Source organism: Palleronia salina, from assembly GCF_900141995.1.
Classification (GTDB): Bacteria; Pseudomonadota; Alphaproteobacteria; order Rhodobacterales; family Rhodobacteraceae; genus Palleronia; species Palleronia salina.
In genome coordinates, this window is the sequence record NZ_FQZA01000008.1 from 1 (window position 1) to 18,438 (window position 18,438).

Here is an 18,438-nt window from a genome sequence, read left to right on the forward strand (position 1 = left end):
CGTTGCAACGCGATACGACCGGTGCCCAAAAGTCTTCCTCTCAGCCATCGCTCTCGCCGCTATCGTCATCTACTGGCTATGAGTCCTGAGCCTAAACAGGGTTACTCGGCGAACCTATGCACAAGCCGTCCGAAAAGCGGCAAGGCTGATCGGTCGGACGCCTGACCGAATTCCAGCTTGCGCGAAGCAGTTTCAGAGCAGGTTTCCAAACAGGGACTACGATCGCTCCTGGGGCAAGACCTTCTGCGCGGCCAAGCGCTGGAAGCGCAACGTCTCGGCGGCGATCAATGGCGCGACCGGCATCATCGCGGCTCAGAAGGAGCGCAGGGCGCGGCACGACGATTGGGCCACGCTTCTGGCTGTGCTGTGGGAAATCGCAGAGAAGGGCTCTCCCTCACCGTTCGAGCTTCATCCGAAGCAGCTCATCTGCATCCAAAGTTGTGCGGATACTGCCAGAAAGCTGGATGTCCGGGTAATCGATATTGACCCGGACGTCGCTTCTTGCCTTTACCGATCGGCTCCCACGAAAGCGGCAAAGGACGCTGTCGTAGAGGCGCTCGACCTAATCGACCAGTCCCGAGTGCTCGGGGATCGTCGTATCCAGCGTATCCTGCCAGCACAGTCCATCGGCTTCGTTCGGCCAGAACGCGCCGAGAAAGTCGCAATTCCGGATTCCTTGGCGCAGGAGTTGGAAATTTGGGTTCACCTTGCAACACGGGGCCGCTGGTCCATAACAGACAATGCCTTTCGACACCATCGTGCCTAGGCTCAGGACCCATTGATCTGAGCGGAAGTGCGTGATTCACCGCCAAAAAAACTGAGCGGTGACATGCCCAAAAGTCTTCCTCTCAGCCATCGCTCTCGCCGCTATCGTCATCTACTGGCTATGAGTCCTGAGGCTAAGGTGTTGTCCTTGAACACTTCGTGCACGTAGGTGTCATCCCCGTGTTAATCGGGACGGCATTTTACACCCGGATTTAGATGTTCCGATTGCTGCGCGCGCCCGCGAAGACGCCGCGGGAAAGAAGCAGATTTTTTCATTACTACCCGGAAAAATACTTCGCCTCCGGGGCATCCGGCCAATCTCGCTTGTGACAGACGAAACAAGCGAGGTGTCCCGCAGCAGTGACCATCCAACATCTGACCGCTCGCTGATTTGGCGCCCTCCGGCCGCGGCGCGAGACACAGCGACGGACAGCGCAAAGGACCTCCCCTCCTTCCTGACCCGGGACGAAGCCCGGACGAAACAATCACAAGGAGGTCTCCATGTTTCATTCGAGAGTAACCACTGGCAAGGAAGCCCGCTCGATGTCGGCAGGCGAGCTGGCACTGAGGGAGTTTTTCTCTCATCACGACGAGGCGCTCGGCAATGCAGCCGTTCTGCTCGCAGACCGGCACGGCGCGCGGCTCCTCAACGCGATCCGTGACGGTCTGGAACAGCCCGGGTCGATCACCCGCCGTCTCCGGCGCCTGCTTCTCCAGCTGCGCGCGATCCTTTTCCTCGATGAGGTCGGTGAAGATGAGTGGGGCAATGAAGGATGCTTCGACCTGCTCGAGCCCGAGGACCCGATCCCGATCAGGGCTGCACGCAAGGTCGGCGAGGTCCTCAAATATATCGGTGAAGGACAGTTTGTGAGCTCTGATTACAGGCGATATATCTGATGCCCGGTAACGACCCGGACGCACTCGCGGCAGAGCTGTTCAAGACCTTCGCGCGCTTCGAGTATGCCCTGAAGGCTGCCGAGTTCCACAGAGGTGAGGGCGCGGCGGAAGCCAACTGGCGCAGTTTTGCCGAGTCCGTTGCCGGGATTTTCGAAGAGCCGACGAACGAGAGTGTTGCGGCAGCGATCGCCTATATGCTCGAACATCCACCGAAAAAGCAGGTCGTGGAAGGCGGCGTTCTGGGATGGAGCGTGTCAGCGCCACAGACCGATCTTCAATCTGACAGGGTGCTGATCTACGTGCGCCGCGTGAGAAACAACCTGTTCCATGGCGGCAAGTTCAACGGCCGGTTCTTCGAGCCGCAGAGAAGTGCGGCGCTCTTGCAGCATTCACTTACGATTTTGGATGCCTGTCTGGCTGGCTTCACCGGCGGTGAGCGAAGCCTATCACAGTGAGCCATAGTGCACTGCCTCCCGTCATCTTCCGCTTGCTCGATCGATGCCGCAAGAGCAAGCTACGGCGAACTGCTCCGAGAGAGCTGCAGCGGCGCGCCTTCGCTCGCCACATGCGGGATCCCGTCGTCGAACCGGCCATTTACCTCTGGCGTAGCGAACGTCGGCTCTGCCCTTCCTCCTTACGGTCCGAGTAGTTGCGGCGTCATCAGAGCACTCTCGGCGAACGCCAGAAAGGACCGCACTCCGGTCATCGGGCCCGTGAAAATTCTGCGCAATGGACGAATAGCCGGTTCGGTTAAGCCGCGCCGCAGCGAAAATCTCCGCCTCGAGGGTCGGCTGTGGACCGAAACTGGGCGGGGTCTTGTCGCAGCTTGATTTTCATCGGTTGCGCGGCTACTCGCGTAAGGCTCTGGAGGGCCGGTCATCGGCTCAAAATCTTGCTTTTTCCGATTGGCGCTGCATTTCGTGCGTTGAGAGAGTGGTAAATAATATCGATTATTTCCTGCAACAGCTCCTCTGCGCTATTTAACCACTTGTCGAGTACTGTGGATGCAGTGCGGGCGTCCGGATCGTCCCTCGGGATATGACGCACCCTCTCGTGAAGTCGCGTTAGACACGGCTTTGCGAGCTCAAGCTTTCGCCTTGTATCGAGAGGTTCGCAAAAGTGATCCAAATTGATTTTGCTTAATGTGCATATGTCGTCAATCGCATCTTCGCAGTCCGTGATATCGAGAAGATCCTCCAATCCAGTTAGCTCACAGTCGAGGTACCCGTGCAGGCAATCCAATGCTTCCTCGGTGGAGATAGATATTGAAATCGGAGCTTTGAGCAGTGTCTTTCTCGATGAAGCCAATTGTGCCTCCTTTTTTCCCATTGATGACGACAGCATCCATGGCGACTGTCTTTGAAGAAGTATGAGCCCAAGCCGGGCGTCAGGCCTGCAGAGAAGATCAGTTTGGCTCGTCTGAACGAAACCGAACCGATATGAGCTCACCGAAACGAACCGGCTCACTATCCTCGGGGCGAAAGTCCCAGCCATACGTCAAGAACGATCACCTCGGTTTCCAGATCTACTACATGTGGGCGGGCTCCCGGCGGCGATACGTCCCGGACTTCCTGGTCCGACTTTCTGGTGGCACGATCCTCGCGCTCGAGATCAAGGACACAGACAGCCCTCAGAACAAGGCGAAGCGGGACGCGTTGAGAGAATGGGTAAAGGCGATCAACGCAGCAGGCGGTTTCGGACGCTGGGCTTGGGATGTCGCGTTCAAGCCGGGCGAGGTGCAGGACATCATCTTGAAACACGCGAAAGCCGTCGAAACGGTCAACTGAAGACCCGGGTTCGACTGCTGCGGGATGCGCCCGATTCGGTATGGACCTCGGGTTCGCGGATATCAGTCCGCTGTCAAGAATGAGATAGGCAGTCCCGCGAGATCACGATTTGTTACAGGTCGCCGATATTGCGGACCATGCTTGAAACGGAAAAAATTTTGGTGCTGGTCCGATGTTCAGATAGTACACGTGGCTATTCAAAACTGGCAGTTCTAAGGGTTGCAAACCGGTGGTTGTCAAAGAAGATCTCTTAGTTTTTTCCTTGCTATGACGCGAAAAATTTCCGGGGACGGTAATCGCGCAGCCTGGCGTCGGGTGTTGCCTTCACAGCAAGGTGCGTTGCCGCCTTACGTGCCGTTTGCCTCTGCCTGCTGGCCCGGCAACATTGTGACCAGAAAAACCTAAAGGGGCCAGTCGGCCACCTGAGGCGCTCGGAAAAAACTTGACAACCAACCTGTCCGAAAATTGACGCATCGCGCTGCAAGCCTCTGCCATGATGACTGGAATTCGAACCGACCAGCAACTCTGGAACGGCGCAGAGTGCCATTTCTCTGTCCGGGAGATGCTACCCGCACGTCTGGAGAAATTCTTATTTGAAAGCTCGGAAAAAACGGCCCCGTCGATAGGTCATCCCCGGAAAAGACGACTTCTGCACCACAGAAAATCTGTTGTCTCCCGCGATAACCCGACACCCTGAGCGCCCTTGGCGGTCGTTTCAGCCTCTCGGACGAGCGCAAATTGGGTCCTGGAGTCCTCCTTGGGCGGAAATTTCCGACCATATATCCGTGAGCGTTACGATTTTTTCCGGCCTTCCTGCGGAGGCCCGCTGTCGCGTCCTTCTGTCCGTCCAGACGCAGTGAAATTCCCGCCTCTCTGCTTCGCCCCCTTTACAGCCAGGGACGCCTCGGCCCTTCCTGGTTCAAGGAAAACAACGACCTGCATCTTCTGCATGTGGGAGCACCGTGAGAGAACGACTGAGACCATGACTGCGAACTCTGAGATTGAACACTGTCCACATTGCGGTAGTTGCCGCAATTCTGGCGGGGCGGAATGGAAGGAAGCACCTCTGACGCGGGAAGAGGCCGCACAAGTACTCGGGATAAAGGTCAGAACGCTCTTCAATCTCAGGAAAGCGTATCGCCGCTCTCGCGATATCGAGACAGTTCACCGCGGGAATGTCCGTTTCTATCGGCAGCACATTGAAGCGTTAATGGAATTACTGAAATGGGAAAACTCAAAGAAACAGCCTGTTGGCATCCGTTCTGAAATGGCCGGTCATATTGCTACGACTTCTATGTCGAAGGGCAGAGGTATCGTCGTTCTACGGGGGTCCGCGATTTCGAGGCGGCTGAAATAGCCATCGAGGTCGCCAAGGGCGTGCACGAAGCAGCGTGGGCGCGGGAGCTTTCGCCTTATCCCAGTTTCCAAGACGCGGGGCGGCTCTATGTCGAGCGCTTCGGAAAGCATGAGAAGGAGGTGGAGGAACTCACGGACTATTTTGGGCCGTTTAGTGGGGTCGACGAGATCACGTCGTTCATGTTGGACCAGGCCATGGTCGATTTGAAACGGTCGACATGGACCACTGACAGGACGGCGCAGCGGCAGGTGCTGGTGCCGGCGAACGCGGTGATCAACTTTGCTCTCGGCCAGAGGCCGCGACAATGGGAACCCTCGCGGCGCGAACGTACGCTCACCCTGGAGGAGGCCGAGAGTCTGATCCGGGTGGCCCAAGAGCCCGAGACGGCCGGCCTGCGGGACCCGGAACGGCGTCTTCTGAAACTGATCGCCTTCGAGCTCGGCACCGGAGCCGCGCCGGGCGAGACGCACGTCATACGGGCCGGGGATTGCAACTGGTCGACGCAGCAGGTCCTCGTTCGAGGCGTTCAGAAAGGAGCTGGCAAGACCGAGTATCGCCGGCGCTTGGTCCGTGTGCCCGATCGGTCCCTCGAACTCATGCACCCGCTGCCTGACGATGGTCTCGTTTTCCTGACGCCGACCGGTCGCCCGATACTCACCGATGGAAAACATGGCACTCATCTCATCGAACAGTTCCACAAGCTGTGCGCTGCGGCCGGGCTGCGCGCGTCCGAGGAAGTCGTTTTCTACACATTGCGCCACACATGGGCGACATGGTTCAGCGCGCAAGTCGGCGATCTCGCTCTCTTGATCGACCGGGGCGGATGGTCGGATCCGCAGATGGCGATGCACTATCGCAAGGAGGCCCCGGATGATCTGGGCGACCGGCTCCTTGCCCACGGTTGGGACTTCCGGCCATGATGGGCAAGATTTGGGAATCGGAGATTAGGCAAACAAAAAAGCCGCTGAAAATCAGCGACTTGTCGGTAAAGTATGCTCGCTTAGCAGGGGAGCGCCTTCGACCACTCGGCCACGTCTCCGCTGATGGGTCTAGCCCGTAAGCGATTGGAAACACAACCAGTTTTTTGAACTTTCTCGCGCCGGCGTGGGGGCTTTGATAACAAAGGATTTTCGAGGTGACAGGACGCGACTTTGACCGCGCGGACAGGGTGCCGGCGCCCGATAAGGGGGCCTCGTGGGGCTGCGTGGAGGCACGACCGAGGCGTGCACAGTAGGGCCGCATCGCTTGCAATGGCCCAACCGGACGGTCACCGATGCAGCACGGGCCGGAGACGCCGATCACCTTGCGGCGCGTGTGCTCGTCCTGTCTGCGGCGACGGTTTCATGGGTCTTTCTTCGGGTCGTGGCGGTCTCGCGGCTGGCGGCAACCACGGCCTTCAGCTCATCCGTCATGCCGACCGAGAAGTCGGCGAGGAACTGGTCGCCGTAATCCAGGAACGCGGCGTCTCCGGTCAGCTCGTAGAGCTGATAGAGCTGGCGCATGGCGCGGTGGGCCAGGTAATCGGGCTTCCTCCAATAGCGCAGGCAATACCGACTGCGCAGTTTCTTGCGTCGAAAGCACAGGGCGTAGGCGTCGATGGTGGTGGCCCCGGCCTGCACGAGGGGCCTGTATCGAGGGTCGTGAAGGGACAATTCGTGGAGCGCGAGAACCGCGAAGATATGGCCGTTCTTGACCCGCGTGGTTTTGCCCCGAGGCAGGGGGTACTCGTCGAACCAGAGGTATCCCCGCTTGTCACGCACCGTGATCCAGCGATCAGGGGGAGTCGCCCCCATCTGGTGGGGCCTGAGAAACGCTTTGCCGTAGCCCTCGATGTCGTCTTCCAGGTCAAGGACGTGGTCCAGCTGCCGGCATGCCATGAGCGCGAAGGCGTTCGCGATGGCGCTGACCCAGGGGGCCGGGGGCACGATGGATTGGTGCGGATCCGTGAACCTGTTTTCCAGGAACGCCTCGCCATCCTGCCAGACCGTGTAGTCCCGCATGCGGGCAACGAGCTGGGCCGCGAGCGTCCGGGCTTTTGCCGCTTGCGCGGGGTCGGGCGCGGTCGCGATGTAGCGGTTCAGGGCGATGGCGTTGCGCCAGAGCTTGACCGGCTGGAACGGCTGACGGTCGAGGTATTCCGCGTCCCAGGGATACGGCAATGCGGCGTCGAGCGGGGCTTCGGGGTCCGGGGTCCATCCGTCCGGCACGTCGATGGCGGGATGGTGGCCGCCGACGGTTCTGGGGGCCAGTGCGTAATCGCACGAGACCACGGCCGGGAAGTCGTCGAACAGACGCACGTCCCGCGCATCTTCGGGCCGCAGGGGCGTATAGCGCACCGGCCCGCGCACCCGGCGCAGGCTCGCCATGGTCTTGTTGAGACGGGTGACGGTGAAGACGTGCAGCGCAACGATGGCGCGCTTCAGGTCGTCGCGGAGTGGTTTCTCGAGGGGCATTCATTTCCAAGTTCTGTCGCCGGCCGCTGACCGCCCGGGCCGGGGGCGACCGGGGCTTCGCAGACATTCCCCGCGGGGCCACGACCGGCCCATAGGGTTGCTTGAACAGGACGGCTGTTCAAGCGGTTTCGCGGGAGGTGTCGTGACCCGCTGGACCGGCGTTTCGCCGGTTCGCGACCGATGCAAGCCTGCTCGACCGCCCTGCGAAGCGCCGCCCGGCAGATCCGTTGCGGGGGAATGAGCGGCCCGAGACCGGTCCCAGCCGGGCCGGCCCCGCGGAAGCGCCCGTCGTGCAGGACCTGTCGGAGCGGCTGGCGCAGGAGGGCGCGACGCTGTAGCCAAGGCGCGATGCAAGGGAGGAGTCACGGCATGGCGGGTGCGCTGGACGGGGTGAAGGTTCTGGATCTCAGCCGGGTGCTGGCCGGGCCCACCTGCACGCAGCTTCTGGGCGACATGGGCGCCGAGGTGTGGAAGATCGAGAACCCGGCGACCGGGGGCGACGACACCCGCCACTGGGGGCCGGTATCGGTGAAGGACCCCGCGGGCCGCGAGACCGACCTGTCGGGCTATTTCCTGTCGGCCAACCGCAACAAGTACTCGGTCGCGGTGGACCTCGCGTCGGAAGAAGGCCAGCGCGCGATCTGCGCCATGGCGGCCGAGGCGGACATCCTGGTCGAGAACTTCAAGCCGGGGAACCTGGCGAAATACGGGCTGGACGCCGACGCGATGCTGACGCTGAACCCGCGGCTCGTCTATTGCTCGATCTCGGGCTACGGGCAGACGGGGCCGAACGCCGCGCGCCCCGGATACGACCTGATGGCGCAGGCCTATGGCGGCATCATGTCCCTGACCGGCGAACCCGAGTGCGAACCCATGAAGGTGGGCGTCGCCGTGGCCGACGTGATCTGCGGGCTTTACGCCAGCTCGGGCATCCTGGCCGCCCTGCGCCACCGGGACCGGACGGGGCAGGGGCAGCACATCGATATCGGCCTGCTGGACGCGCAGATGGCGTGGCTGATCAACGTGGGCACCACCTACCTTGAGACCGAGACCGAGCCCAAGCGCCACGGCAACGCACACCCCGCCATTGTGCCCTACCAGGTGTTCGAGGCGGCGGACGGGCACGTGGTGGTCGCCGTGGGCAACGACCGCCAGTTCGTGCGGTTCTGCGACTTCCTGGACCTGCCGCAGCTGCCGGACGACCCGCGCTATGCCACCAATCGCGCACGCACCGAACACCGCGAAAGCCTGATGGACGTCCTCATCCCGGCCATGCGGTCGCGGTCGGTCGAGGACGTGGTGTCGGGGCTCGAAGCGCGGTCGGTCACCGCCTCGGCGGTGCAGACGGTGGGACAGGCGCTGACATCCGAGCAGGCCAAAGCCCGCGAGATGGTGATCGAGATGACCAAGCCCGGCACCGCCAAGGGCGCGGTCCGGCTGCTGGGCAACCCCCTGAAATTCAGCGCCACGCCCGTGCGCTACGACCGCGCCCCGCCCTATTGCGGCGAGGATACGGACGAGATCCTGAGGCGGTTCCGGAAGGGGTAGGGGGCGCCGGTATACGACGATGTTGTCCGCGATGAAGGGCTGCATCGAGTCCAAACTGACTGGGTCTGTCTGGAGTGAGTTCGCAGTTGCAGCATGGCTGCGCCTGCCGTGACCGGCCCAGAGCCGACCTTGAGCGTGATCGTTGGATGCTCCGGTCGCAGCCCGCAAAGCTGCCGTTCGCTGCAAGCGCGAAGTCCGTACGCGATCAGAGGGCATGAACGCCGACGAGGCGGCCGTTCTTGATGTGGCGGGCAACGATTGGGTCTCCGCCGAAGCAGGCGTTTACTCGAAGCTCTGTAAAACTGGGCCTTTTTGATCGATTTTATTGAGACCCGCAATTGTTCTACCCACTTGTCTTTCGCACCCATCACGAAGACCATAGATTTCAAATCGGCCGGAGGATTGAATGCCAGATTTTGATCAAGTAGTCACAAACCGAGAGATAAGAGCGCTTCGGCACTCGCGTCCTTATCTCAATCTACGAGAGGCTGCCGACCAATGCTTAGCAGCAGGTCGAGACTTGATCGATAGTGGCAAAGAAGAAGGTCACCGACAGCTATTGGAGCGATCAACAGTTATTACTTTCGTGACTCATGTAGAGGTATACTTCCGAGACATGTTGGATGCCATCTTCAAGCAGTGCGACCCAGATTTTTTCATCCCCAAGCTAAAGCATATTCATCCGACAAAGTACGACATCAACGATCTGATCGATATCTATCAAAGACAGATACACCCACTTGAATTGATATCGAGTGATGCGTCATTCCAAAACGCAGAAAAGATTGACAAGGTATTCTCCAAATTTCTGGGTAAAGGTCTTTGGGGTGAAGCAATTGGCCTAAAAATCCGTATGAAAGACAGACCAGAAACTGTCGTGACCTTTGAACCGGAGTACTTAGAAGGCTTGAAGAGACTGTTTTCCCTGCGTCACGAATTAGTCCACAATCCCAGAAAAAGCTTCAGGCTCACGGCTAAGATTCTAGACGATGTCACGAACGCAGACGGCCTCTTGCTGGCGGTGGACATTGTTCTTTCAAATATGCTGATCGACAATATAGATCCTGAATTAGCCGATGAAAATAAACTGACGCCTTGATTCGGCGCAGGTTGCTTGGTGTAGTTTCGGCTTCGTCTACGCATCTCCAAAGTCAGTTCCTTTGTGAAATGCAGACGTCCGGGCATAGTGCAGCAATAAGAACTTTGGGCTCGGATCTGCCTTGCGACAGGGTAGAGGAAAGCGCGTTTTCAATGTCAGCTTCACCTGATCACGCCCTGAGATTTGGCATTTGCGGAGAATGTCTACTTCCCGCCCTCTCTTCCCCCACTCTTCGCGGGTGCAGCGAAATCCGAGCAGGTGCGGCGAAGGGCGGGAGGGTCCGCACAACACCCCCCCGACCGCCACCGAAGGCGTCGCCCTGCGTCCGGGTCAGCCCTATCTTACGGGGGACGGATCGTCCCTCACTCGATCAGGGCCGACAACTGCTCGCGCGCGGCGTCGTTCACCCAGGCCTGCCAGACATCCGAGTATTCCCGCAGGAAATACACCGCCGCTTCCTCGGGCGAGGCGCTGTTGTCCTCCTGCCAGGCCAGCACGGCGCCTATCTGGTCGTTGGTGAAGGACACGTTGGACATGAGCTCGGTCAGCTCGGGGTGTTCGTCCTCGAAATCGGTGGTGACGACGGTATAGACCGGCGTGCTGGGGTAGGCGGTGACGCCGTTGGTTTCGCAATCGGGGTCCTGGTTGCACTCGAACGTGTCGAAATCGTATTCGCCCAGGTCGACCAGCGTCATGTCGTACTTGCCGATGATCGCCGTCGGCTCCCAGTAGTAGCCGAGCCAGGGGTCGTCGTTCTCGACGGCCGCGGCCATGGAGGTGGCCAGCGTCTCGCCCGAGCCGTGCTGGAAGACCTCGATCCCGGCCTCCTTGGCGCCCACGGCTTCGGCCAGCGCCTCGGTCGAATAGCGACAGGCCCAGCCGTCGGGGCAGGAATGCAGCCGGTTGCCGACCAGGTCCGGGTTCGCCAGCACGCCCTCGAGCGTGGCGAGCTCGGGGTGTTCCTCGACCAGCGCGGTCGGGACGTACCAGCCCTGGCGGCTGCCGTCGGACAGCACGTCGGCGACCGTGACGATCCGGCCTTCTTCCGACAGCCGGTCGTAGGACGGGTTCCCGTTGGGCCAGACCTCGGTCACGATGTCGGGCTCGCCCGTCTCGGCCACCGAGACCAGCGCCGCGGTGGTCGAGGACGGCACCACGGTGACGTCGCAGCCATAGCCCTGTTCCATGAGGAAGACCGAGACATTGGTGACGATGGCGGCCGAGGCCCAGTCCATCTCGGTGATCGAGACTTCGCCGCAGCTGTCCTGCGCCCGGGCGGTGCCGGCGATTGTCAGGGCGGTGGTGGCGGCGATGCCGGCGATGGTGATGTGACGCTTCATGGGTGAGCTCCTCCTGACGGGGCCGTGGGCCGCCGTTCGCGGCGGTGCTTGGCCGTCTGCGCGGCCCCCGGTGGGCTGCGCGGTTGAAGGGAGAATTGTGGCGGGCCGCCCGGCCGTCAACACGCCGGGGCAATGAAGAATGCGTGACGCGGCGGCCTGTCCCACGGTCCGCGGGCGCCTGCCGCGCGCCGATCGGCCGCTTGCAAAGGCGCCGGGCGCCTCCATATTTTTGCTACCTTCAACCGACTGCTTCCGGGGTGTCCCATGGGTTATGCGAAGACTGCGATCCTGATGGCGGCGATGACCGCGCTGTTCATGGGCGTGGGCTACCTGATCGGGGGGACCGGCGGCGCGCTGATCGCGCTGGTGGTCGCAGCGGGGATGAACGCGTTCAGCTGGTGGAACTCGGACCGGATGGTCCTGCGAATGCACAATGCCCAGCCGATCCCGCCCGGGGACCGGATGGGCCTGCACGACATGACGGCCGAACTGGCGCGAAATGCCGGGCTGCCCATGCCCAAGCTCTATTACATCGACACGGCCCAGCCGAACGCCTTCGCCACGGGCCGCAACCCCGAGAATGCCGCCGTCGCCGTGACCGCGGGGCTGGTGCGCAGCCTGTCGCGCGAAGAGGTCGCGGGCGTCATCGCCCACGAGCTCGCCCATATCCGCAACCACGACACCGCGATCATGACCGTCACCGCGACCTTCGCCGGTGCGATTTCCATGCTGGCGAACTTCGCGCTGTTCTTCGGCGGCTCGCGCGAACGGCTCGGGCTGGTGGGGACGATCGCCATGATGATCCTCGCGCCGCTGGCCGCGGCGCTGGTGCAGATGGCGATCAGCCGCACACGTGAATATGCCGCCGACAAGGCCGGGGCCGAGATCTGCGGTCAGCCCATGTGGCTTGCGTCGGCCTTGGAGAAGATCGCGTCGGGCGCCGCGCGCATCGACAACCACGCGGCCGAACGCAACCCGGCCACCGCGCATATGTTCATCATCAACCCGCTGCACGCCCACAAGCACGACAGCCTGTTCGCCACCCACCCTGCCACCGAGAATCGAGTCGCCGCGCTGCGGGAACTGGCGGGCGGCGGCACGGCGCCGAGGGCGCAGCCGGTCTCGGGCAGCCGCATCCCGCGGGCGGGGCGGGGGCAGCGCAAGGGGCCCTGGTCGTAGTCCGGCTCCCTTGGAAGGACCTCATCTGCTTCGCACCCGGCGCGCGGTGCGGTCCGACCGCGCATGTGGAACATGCCCTTGGGCGATCCGTTGACCCTCCACCAAACCCCGGAGGAACACCCCATGCGCGATATTCGTGGCACGATGCGCAAGGTCTGGTCCGATCTGAACCCCAGTGAGCCCAGCCCCTGGTATCTCGCAAAACTCATGGCCTTCATGGTGGCGATCATGGCCCTCGGCCTGCTCATCGGCGCACTCTGATCCTGTGAGTGGGGGCGTCCCGTCGCCCTCACGCCGCATTCGACGATGGCAGTGCCCAGCGGCCGGCCGGTCGTCGCGCAACCGCGTGACAGCGGTGGCCCGGAAGGAATACGCAAAGCGACGCGACGATTGCCCGGGCAAAGGGCTGATGACGCCAGTATCCTCCGACCGCGGACTCGCGTCCTCAGCAAGTCCGGGCAGCGGCGGCCCCGTCGTCCTGCCCGCCTACTCGGTGGCGTAGAGCCCCTCGTAGATCGGGCCCAGCGTGTCGGGGTCGAACAGGCTGCTGACCGACGTGCCGTGCCAGATGTTCAGGATGGCCTGCGCGAACATCGGCGCCATGGGCACGATGCGGATCTTGTCGCAGGCCTTCACCGCCGCCGTCGCCTCGATGCTGTCCGAGATCACCAGCGACTTCATGACCGAGTCGGTGACCCGGCTGACGGCCGGTCCGGACAGCACGCCGTGGGTGATGTAGGCGTGAACCTCTTTCGCGCCGGCGCTCAGCAGCGTCTCGGCCGCCTTGCAGAGCGTGCCGGCGGTGTCGACGATGTCGTCGACGATGATGCAGGTGCGGTCGGTCACGTCGCCGATGACCGTCATCTCGCTCACCTCGCCGGCGCGTTCGCGCCGCTTGTCGACGATGGCCAGCGGCGCGCCGATGCGCTTGGCCAGTTCGCGCGCGCGGGCGACGCCACCCACATCGGGCGAGATTACCATCACGTCGTCCAGGTGCCCGCGAAAGGCGTCCTTGATGTCCAGCGCGAAGACAGGCGAGGCGTAGAGGTTATCGACCGGGATATCGAAAAAGCCCTGGATCTGCGCCGCGTGGAGATCCATGGTCAGCACCCGCTCGATCCCCGCCTCGACGATCATGTTCGCGACCAGCTTGGCCGTGATGGGCGTGCGGGCCTTGGTGCGGCGATCCTGGCGGGCGTAGCCGAAATAGGGGATCACGGCGGTGATCCGCGCGGCCGAGGACCGGCGCAGCGCGTCCGACATGATGAGCAGTTCCATCAGGTTGTCATTCGCGGGGTTCGACGTGGGCTGGATCAGGAACATGTCCTCGCCGCGGACATTCTCGTAGACCTCGACGAAGATCTCGGCGTCGTTGAACCGTTCGACCCGCGCGTCGCAAAGCCCGATATTCATGCCCCGGTGCATCGACATCCGCCGCGCGATGGCCTTTGCAAGCGTCTGGTTGGCGTTACCGGAAATGAGCTTGGGTTCGGACGGGGTGGGCATGGGCGGACCTTTGGCAGCATCGGGACGGATTCGCCCGCGTTGACACCGCCTAGCACGGGCCTAGGCTGCGGCAAACCTACCCGGACAGCGAGGCCCCGTAATGGCGCGGATTGACTACTATTTCGCCACGATTTCCCCGTTCACCTACCTCGCCGGAACCCGGCTCGAGGAGATCGCGGACAAGCATGGGTACACGATCACCTACAAGCCGCTCGACATCCTCGGGCTGTTCTCGCGCACCGGCGGCACGCCCCCCGGCGAGCGGCACCCGAACCGCCAGGAATACCGGCTTCAGGACCTGCGCCGCACCGCCGACATGGCGGGCCTGCCCCTGAACGTGAAGCCGGCCTTCTTTCCCACGAACCCGGCGCCCTCTTCCTACGCGATCATCGCGGCGCAGGCGGCGGGCGGCGGCGACCTGGGCGGGCTGGTGCACGGCATCGGCCGGGCCTGCTGGGCCGAGGAGAAGAACATCGCCGAGGACGACGTGATCCGCGACGTGCTGTCGGCCCACGGCTTCGACCCCAAGCTGGCCGATAGCGGGTTGCTGACCGGGGCCGAGACCTATGCCCGCAACCTCGAAGACGCGGTGGCCGCCGGCGTCTTCGGCGCACCGTTCTACATCACCAACGACGACCAGCGGTTCTGGGGGCAGGACAGGCTCGACCAGCTGGACTGGGCGCTGGGCCGGGCATGATCCACGACACCCGCGCGGGCTTCCCGGTCGCGCACCAGACGTATGGCAGCGGGCCACAGCGCGCGCTGTTCCTGCACTGCTCGCTGGCGTCGCACCGCGCGTGGACCCCGGTGATCGAGCGCCTGTCGCAGGAGGTGACGGCCATCGCGTTCGACCTGCCGGGGCACGGGCGCTCGGGCGATTGGTCCGAGCGCGATGGCGACATCCACGCCCTGTCCACACGCATCGCCGAGAGCTTCTGCGACGGGCCGACCGACCTCATCGGTCATTCCTTCGGGGCGACCGTGGCCCTGCGACTGGCGGTGGAGCGGCCGGACCTCGTGCGCCGCGTGGTGCTGGTCGAACCGGTGTTCTTCGCCGCCGCCCGCGGGACCGAGGCGCACGCGAGGCATCGCGCCGGCTTCCAGCCCTTCGCCGAGGCGATGGCGCGGGGCGACCGGGTCGAGGCCACGCGCCTGTTCACCGCGCAATGGGGCGACGACCGCGCCTTCGACAAGCTCCCGGCGGCGCAGCGGCAGGCCATGGTGGACCGCATCCACCTGATCCCGGCCGCGTCCGACGGGATCGAGCATGACAGCGGCGGCTTGATGCATCCCGGTTGGCTGGAGCGGGCCAAGGCACCGACGTTGCTGGTCGCGGGCGAACGGGCCGCGCCGGTCATCGCGGCGATCCACGACGCGCTGTCCGCGCGGATGCCGCAGGCGCGGCCGGTCACGGTGCCGGGCGCGGGTCACATGGCCCCCCTGACCCATCCCGAAGCGGTCGCCACGCTGATCCGCGACCACCTGGCTGCCGGCTAGCCGGGCCTCAGGCGCCGAGGATTTCCAGGAAGCGGTCGGTGTTCTCGTCGCTGGCCGACCAGTCGCAGACCAGCCGCGCGCCCAGCATCTCGTCATCGTCGCCGTCGAGCGCGCCCAGCGAATAGAACTGGGCGCCGGCCTCTTTCGCCTTGCGATGCAGCCCGCGCGGGAACGCGCAGTAGATCATGTTGGCCTGTGGCGGATGCCGCAGCGCGACATGGTCCAGCGCCCGCAGGCCCGCGACCAGCCGCGCGCAGGCGGCGTTCGCGGCGCGCGCGGTTTCAAGCCACAGGTCATCCGTCAGGTAGGCCAGCATCTGCGCGCTGAGATAGCGGTGCTTGGAGAAGAGGTGCCCCGACCGCTTGCGCCGCAGCTCGAACTCCCACGCGTGGGCCGGGTCGAAGAAGACCGCCGCCTCGACCCCAAGCAGGCCGTTCTTGGTGCCGCCGAGGCTGACCGCGTCGATCCCCGCGCGCCAGGTCATGTCGGCGGGGCTGTGGTTGGCGGTCACCAGCGCGTTGGCGAAGCGCGCGCCGTCCAGGTGCACCGGCAGGTCGTAGTCCTTGGCGACGCCCGCCAGCCCGCGCAGTTGATCCAGTGAATAGACCGTCCCGCGTTCCGTCACCGTGGTCAGCGAGACCGGGCCGCGCTGCACGCCGTGGACCACGCCCTGGTCCGTCCGGTCGATGCGCGCGCGCAGGGCCTCGGGCGTCATCATCGCGTCGGGCGCCTCCACCAGCGCCAGCTTCGCCCCGCCGGTGAAGAACTCGGGCGCGCCGCATTCGTCCTCCTCGATATGGGCGACCTCGGAGCAGAAGACGGCCTGCCACGGCTGGCACAGCGTCGCGAGGATCAGCGCGTTGCAGGCCGATCCGGTCGCGACCAGGTAGACGGCCGCCTCGGGCGCTTCGAACACCTCGCGGATGCGGTCGCGCACCGCCGCCATCTCGCCAGCCGCGCCATAGGGCATGCGGTAGCCGTCATTGGTGTCCATCAGCGCCTGCATGACCTTCGGATGCGCGGGGCCGGAATTGTCGGACGCGAAATGCATCAGGTGGGCTCCTCGATGATGTGGTCTTCCCAGTCTTCCTCGGGCACCTCGAACTCGGGCACGGTCATGTGCTGGGCCGACACGCCGGCGTCATGCACCGACTGCGGGTCGCCCGAGATCAACGGGTGCCAGTCGTAAAGCGGCTTGCCCTCGTGCAGCAGCCGGTAGGCGCAGGTGCGCGGCATCCAGTAGGCAGCGTCGGGCAGGGTCTTGGGCGTCAGGACGACGCATTCCGGCACGAACTGCTTACGGATGTCGTATTGCGCGCAGCGGCAGGTGGCGTCGTCGAACAGGCGGCAGGCCACGCGGGTCAGGGCGACCTCGCCCGTGTCCTCGTCCTCGAGCTTGTTGAGGCAGCACTTGCCGCAGCCGTCGCAGAGCGCCTCCCACTCGGCCTTTGACAGCTCGTCCAGCGGGTAGCGTTCCCAGAAGCGGGGGCGCCCGACGCTGCGGCGGATCGGATCGCTCATGCCAGCACCGCCCGCGCGCGGTCGCTGTCGCGGTCCATCTGCTCGATCAGGGCCTCGATCCCGTCGAAGCGTTCCTCGCCGCGCAGGAACTCGACCAGCCCCACCGACAGGTGCTGGCCGTAGAGGTCGCCCTTGAAGTCGAACAGGAAGGTTTCGAGATTGGGGGTGTTCACACCGAACATGGGCCGCACGCCCAGCGACGCGACGCCGCCATAGCTGCCCCGGTCGGGTCCGGTGGTGATGTCGACGGTCACCGCGTAGACGCCGAAACGGGGCAGGTGCAGCCCGTCCATGGACATGTTGGCGGTGGGGTATCCCAGCTGGCGCCCGCGCTTCTCGCCGTGCAGGACGGGGCCTTCGATCCGGTGCAGGTGGCCCAGCATCGTGGCGGCCAGGCGCGGATCGCCGTCGCTCAGGGCCTGCCGGATGCGGGTGGACGAGATCCCGTCGCCCTGTTCGCGCAGCAGGCTGGCCAGCGTCACGTCGAAGCCCAGTTGTGCGCCCAGGGCTTCCAGGGCCGCGCCATCGCCCGCACGCCCCTTGCCGAACCGAAAATCCGCGCCGGTGACCGCGTGGCTAAGGCCGAGCCCGTCCGACAGCACCTCGCGCGCGAATGCCTCGGGCGTGCGGGCGATCATCCGCGCGTCGAAGGGCAGTTCATACAGGACATCGACCCCCAGCTTTTCCAGCCGGTGGGCCCGCGCCTCGGCGTTCATCAGGCGGAAGGGGTCGGCGTCCGGCGCGAAGACCTCGCGCGGGTGTGGCTCGAACGTGACGATCCCGAAGGGCACGTCAGCGTCGCGCGCGCGGTCGCGGGCGATGGACATGACCGCCTGGTGGCCGCGATGCACCCCGTCGAAATTGCCGATCGCGGCGCTGGCGCCGCGCGCGTCGTCGGGGATGGCGGCGATGTCACGAAGGATCCGCATAGGGCTGCGGATAGCGGCGGCGCCTGCCGACCGCAAGGGTCGGCCCGGTCGCAGGTCGTCGCCGCTTGGCCCTTGCTCAGGCCTTGCGCGACGGTGCCATGACCAGCGCGTCGCCGCGCAGCACCAGCGTCTCGCCCACCAGGCAGCGCGTGGCGAGCTTCACGCGATTGCGCTTGCGGTCGATCTCCAGCACCTCGACCTCGGCCCGCACGGTATCGCCGGGGCGGACGGGCGCGAGGAACGCCATGTTCTGCCGCAGGTAGACGGTGCCGTGACCGGGCAGTTGTTCGCCCACCACGGCCGAGATCAGCGCCGCGGTCAGCATTCCGTGTGCGATGCGCCCCTTGAACATAGTGCCGCCGGCATAGGCGTCGTCCAGGTGCACGGGGTTCTTGTCGGTCGACACCTCGGCGAACAGTTCGATGTCGCGGTCGGTGATCTTCTTCTCCAGCGCGCGCATCTGGCCCACCTTCATGTCCTCGATGAAGATCGTGCTGATCGTCGTGTGGTCCAGCATGGCCAAGGTCCCTTCCGTATTTAAAATCGGGCGCGCAATCAAA

The 18,438-nt window shown here is 63.9% G+C and carries 16 protein-coding genes and 2 pseudogenes; 11 read left to right on the forward strand and 7 right to left on the reverse strand.

The annotated features are described in order from the left end of the window. The 5 genes and pseudogenes from BUB76_RS17675 to BUB76_RS11710 all read left to right on the forward strand — a co-directional run. Window positions 1–82, forward strand: a pseudogene (locus tag BUB76_RS17675) (IS5/IS1182 family transposase); the annotation flags it as partial. Window positions 83–1,266: 1,184 nt separating this feature from the next. After that, window positions 1,267–1,662, forward strand: coding sequence for a hypothetical protein (locus BUB76_RS11695; RefSeq protein WP_139250861.1), 396 nt, complete (start codon window positions 1,267–1,269; stop codon window positions 1,660–1,662). Next, window positions 1,662–2,117 carry a hypothetical protein gene (locus BUB76_RS11700; RefSeq protein ID WP_073128976.1) on the forward strand — a complete coding sequence of 152 codons (456 nt, stop codon included), beginning with the start codon at window positions 1,662–1,664 and terminating at the stop codon, window positions 2,115–2,117. The genes BUB76_RS11695 and BUB76_RS11700 overlap by 1 nt, the downstream gene beginning before the upstream one ends. 1,038 nt (window positions 2,118–3,155) lie before the next feature. After that, window positions 3,156–3,449: pseudogene (locus BUB76_RS11705) on the forward strand (hypothetical protein); the annotation flags it as partial. Window positions 3,450–4,826: 1,377 nt separating this feature from the next. Next, complete coding sequence (locus BUB76_RS11710) at window positions 4,827–5,726, forward strand: tyrosine-type recombinase/integrase (RefSeq protein ID WP_073128977.1); 900 nt, start codon at window positions 4,827–4,829, stop codon at window positions 5,724–5,726. A 378-nt stretch (window positions 5,727–6,104) separates the two neighbouring features. On the opposite strand, the gene BUB76_RS11715 is transcribed toward BUB76_RS11710, so the two are convergent. After that, window positions 6,105–7,259, reverse strand: coding sequence for a D-glucuronyl C5-epimerase family protein (locus tag BUB76_RS11715; protein WP_073128978.1), 1,155 nt, complete (start codon window positions 7,257–7,259; stop codon window positions 6,105–6,107). A gap of 369 nt (window positions 7,260–7,628) precedes the next feature. On the opposite strand from BUB76_RS11715, the gene BUB76_RS11720 reads away from it, so the two are divergent. Both BUB76_RS11720 and BUB76_RS17680 read left to right on the forward strand, forming a co-directional pair. Then, a complete protein-coding gene (locus tag BUB76_RS11720; protein WP_073128979.1) occupies window positions 7,629–8,807 on the forward strand; it encodes a CaiB/BaiF CoA transferase family protein in 1,179 nt (392 codons plus the stop codon). 406 nt (window positions 8,808–9,213) lie between these two features. Further along, a complete protein-coding gene (locus BUB76_RS17680; protein WP_139250862.1) occupies window positions 9,214–9,906 on the forward strand; it encodes a HEPN domain-containing protein in 693 nt (230 codons plus the stop codon). Window positions 9,907–10,268: 362 nt separating this feature from the next. On the opposite strand, the gene BUB76_RS11725 is transcribed toward BUB76_RS17680, so the two are convergent. Next, window positions 10,269–11,246, reverse strand: coding sequence for an ABC transporter substrate-binding protein (locus BUB76_RS11725; RefSeq protein ID WP_073128980.1), 978 nt, complete (start codon window positions 11,244–11,246; stop codon window positions 10,269–10,271). Window positions 11,247–11,510: 264 nt separating this feature from the next. On the opposite strand from BUB76_RS11725, the gene htpX reads away from it, so the two are divergent. Together htpX and BUB76_RS17970 are read left to right on the forward strand one after the other, a co-directional pair. Next, a complete protein-coding gene (gene htpX / locus BUB76_RS11730; RefSeq protein ID WP_073128981.1) occupies window positions 11,511–12,425 on the forward strand; it encodes a zinc metalloprotease HtpX in 915 nt (304 codons plus the stop codon). A 123-nt stretch (window positions 12,426–12,548) separates the two neighbouring features. After that, entirely contained in the window at window positions 12,549–12,686 is a 138-nt protein-coding gene (locus BUB76_RS17970) for a hypothetical protein (protein ID WP_175481760.1), read from the forward strand. A gap of 225 nt (window positions 12,687–12,911) precedes the next feature. Here the strand turns inward: BUB76_RS17970 and BUB76_RS11735 are convergent, their stop codons facing one another. Next, complete coding sequence (locus BUB76_RS11735; RefSeq protein WP_073128982.1) at window positions 12,912–13,931, reverse strand: ribose-phosphate pyrophosphokinase; 1,020 nt, start codon at window positions 13,929–13,931, stop codon at window positions 12,912–12,914. Between the two features lie 100 nt (window positions 13,932–14,031). On the opposite strand from BUB76_RS11735, the gene BUB76_RS11740 reads away from it, so the two are divergent. Together BUB76_RS11740 and BUB76_RS11745 are read left to right on the forward strand one after the other, a co-directional pair. Continuing rightward, on the forward strand, window positions 14,032–14,628 hold the full coding sequence (locus tag BUB76_RS11740) for a 2-hydroxychromene-2-carboxylate isomerase (protein ID WP_073128983.1): 597 nt from the start codon (window positions 14,032–14,034) through the stop codon (window positions 14,626–14,628). Then, window positions 14,625–15,428, forward strand: a complete 804-nt coding sequence (locus tag BUB76_RS11745) for an alpha/beta fold hydrolase (protein ID WP_073128984.1) — start codon at window positions 14,625–14,627, stop codon at window positions 15,426–15,428. The genes BUB76_RS11740 and BUB76_RS11745 overlap by 4 nt, the downstream gene beginning before the upstream one ends. A gap of 7 nt (window positions 15,429–15,435) precedes the next feature. Here the strand turns inward: BUB76_RS11745 and BUB76_RS11750 are convergent, their stop codons facing one another. The 4 genes from BUB76_RS11750 to BUB76_RS11765 all read right to left on the reverse strand — a co-directional run bounded on the left by BUB76_RS11750 (window position 15,436) and on the right by BUB76_RS11765 (window position 18,395). Beyond that, on the reverse strand, window positions 15,436–16,479 hold the full coding sequence (locus BUB76_RS11750) for a threonine aldolase family protein (RefSeq protein WP_073128985.1): 1,044 nt from the start codon (window positions 16,477–16,479) through the stop codon (window positions 15,436–15,438). Then, a complete protein-coding gene (locus BUB76_RS11755; RefSeq protein WP_073128986.1) occupies window positions 16,479–16,949 on the reverse strand; it encodes a YcgN family cysteine cluster protein in 471 nt (156 codons plus the stop codon). The genes BUB76_RS11750 and BUB76_RS11755 overlap by 1 nt, the downstream gene beginning before the upstream one ends. Beyond that, entirely contained in the window at window positions 16,946–17,878 is a 933-nt protein-coding gene (locus BUB76_RS11760; protein WP_073128987.1) for a bifunctional riboflavin kinase/FAD synthetase, read from the reverse strand. The genes BUB76_RS11755 and BUB76_RS11760 overlap by 4 nt, the downstream gene beginning before the upstream one ends. Before the next feature lie 76 nt (window positions 17,879–17,954). Beyond that, the gene (locus BUB76_RS11765; protein ID WP_073128988.1) at window positions 17,955–18,395 is read right to left on the reverse strand and encodes a MaoC family dehydratase; all 441 of its coding nucleotides are present in this window, start codon (window positions 18,393–18,395) and stop codon (window positions 17,955–17,957) included. Window positions 18,396–18,438: the final 43 nt, after the last annotated feature.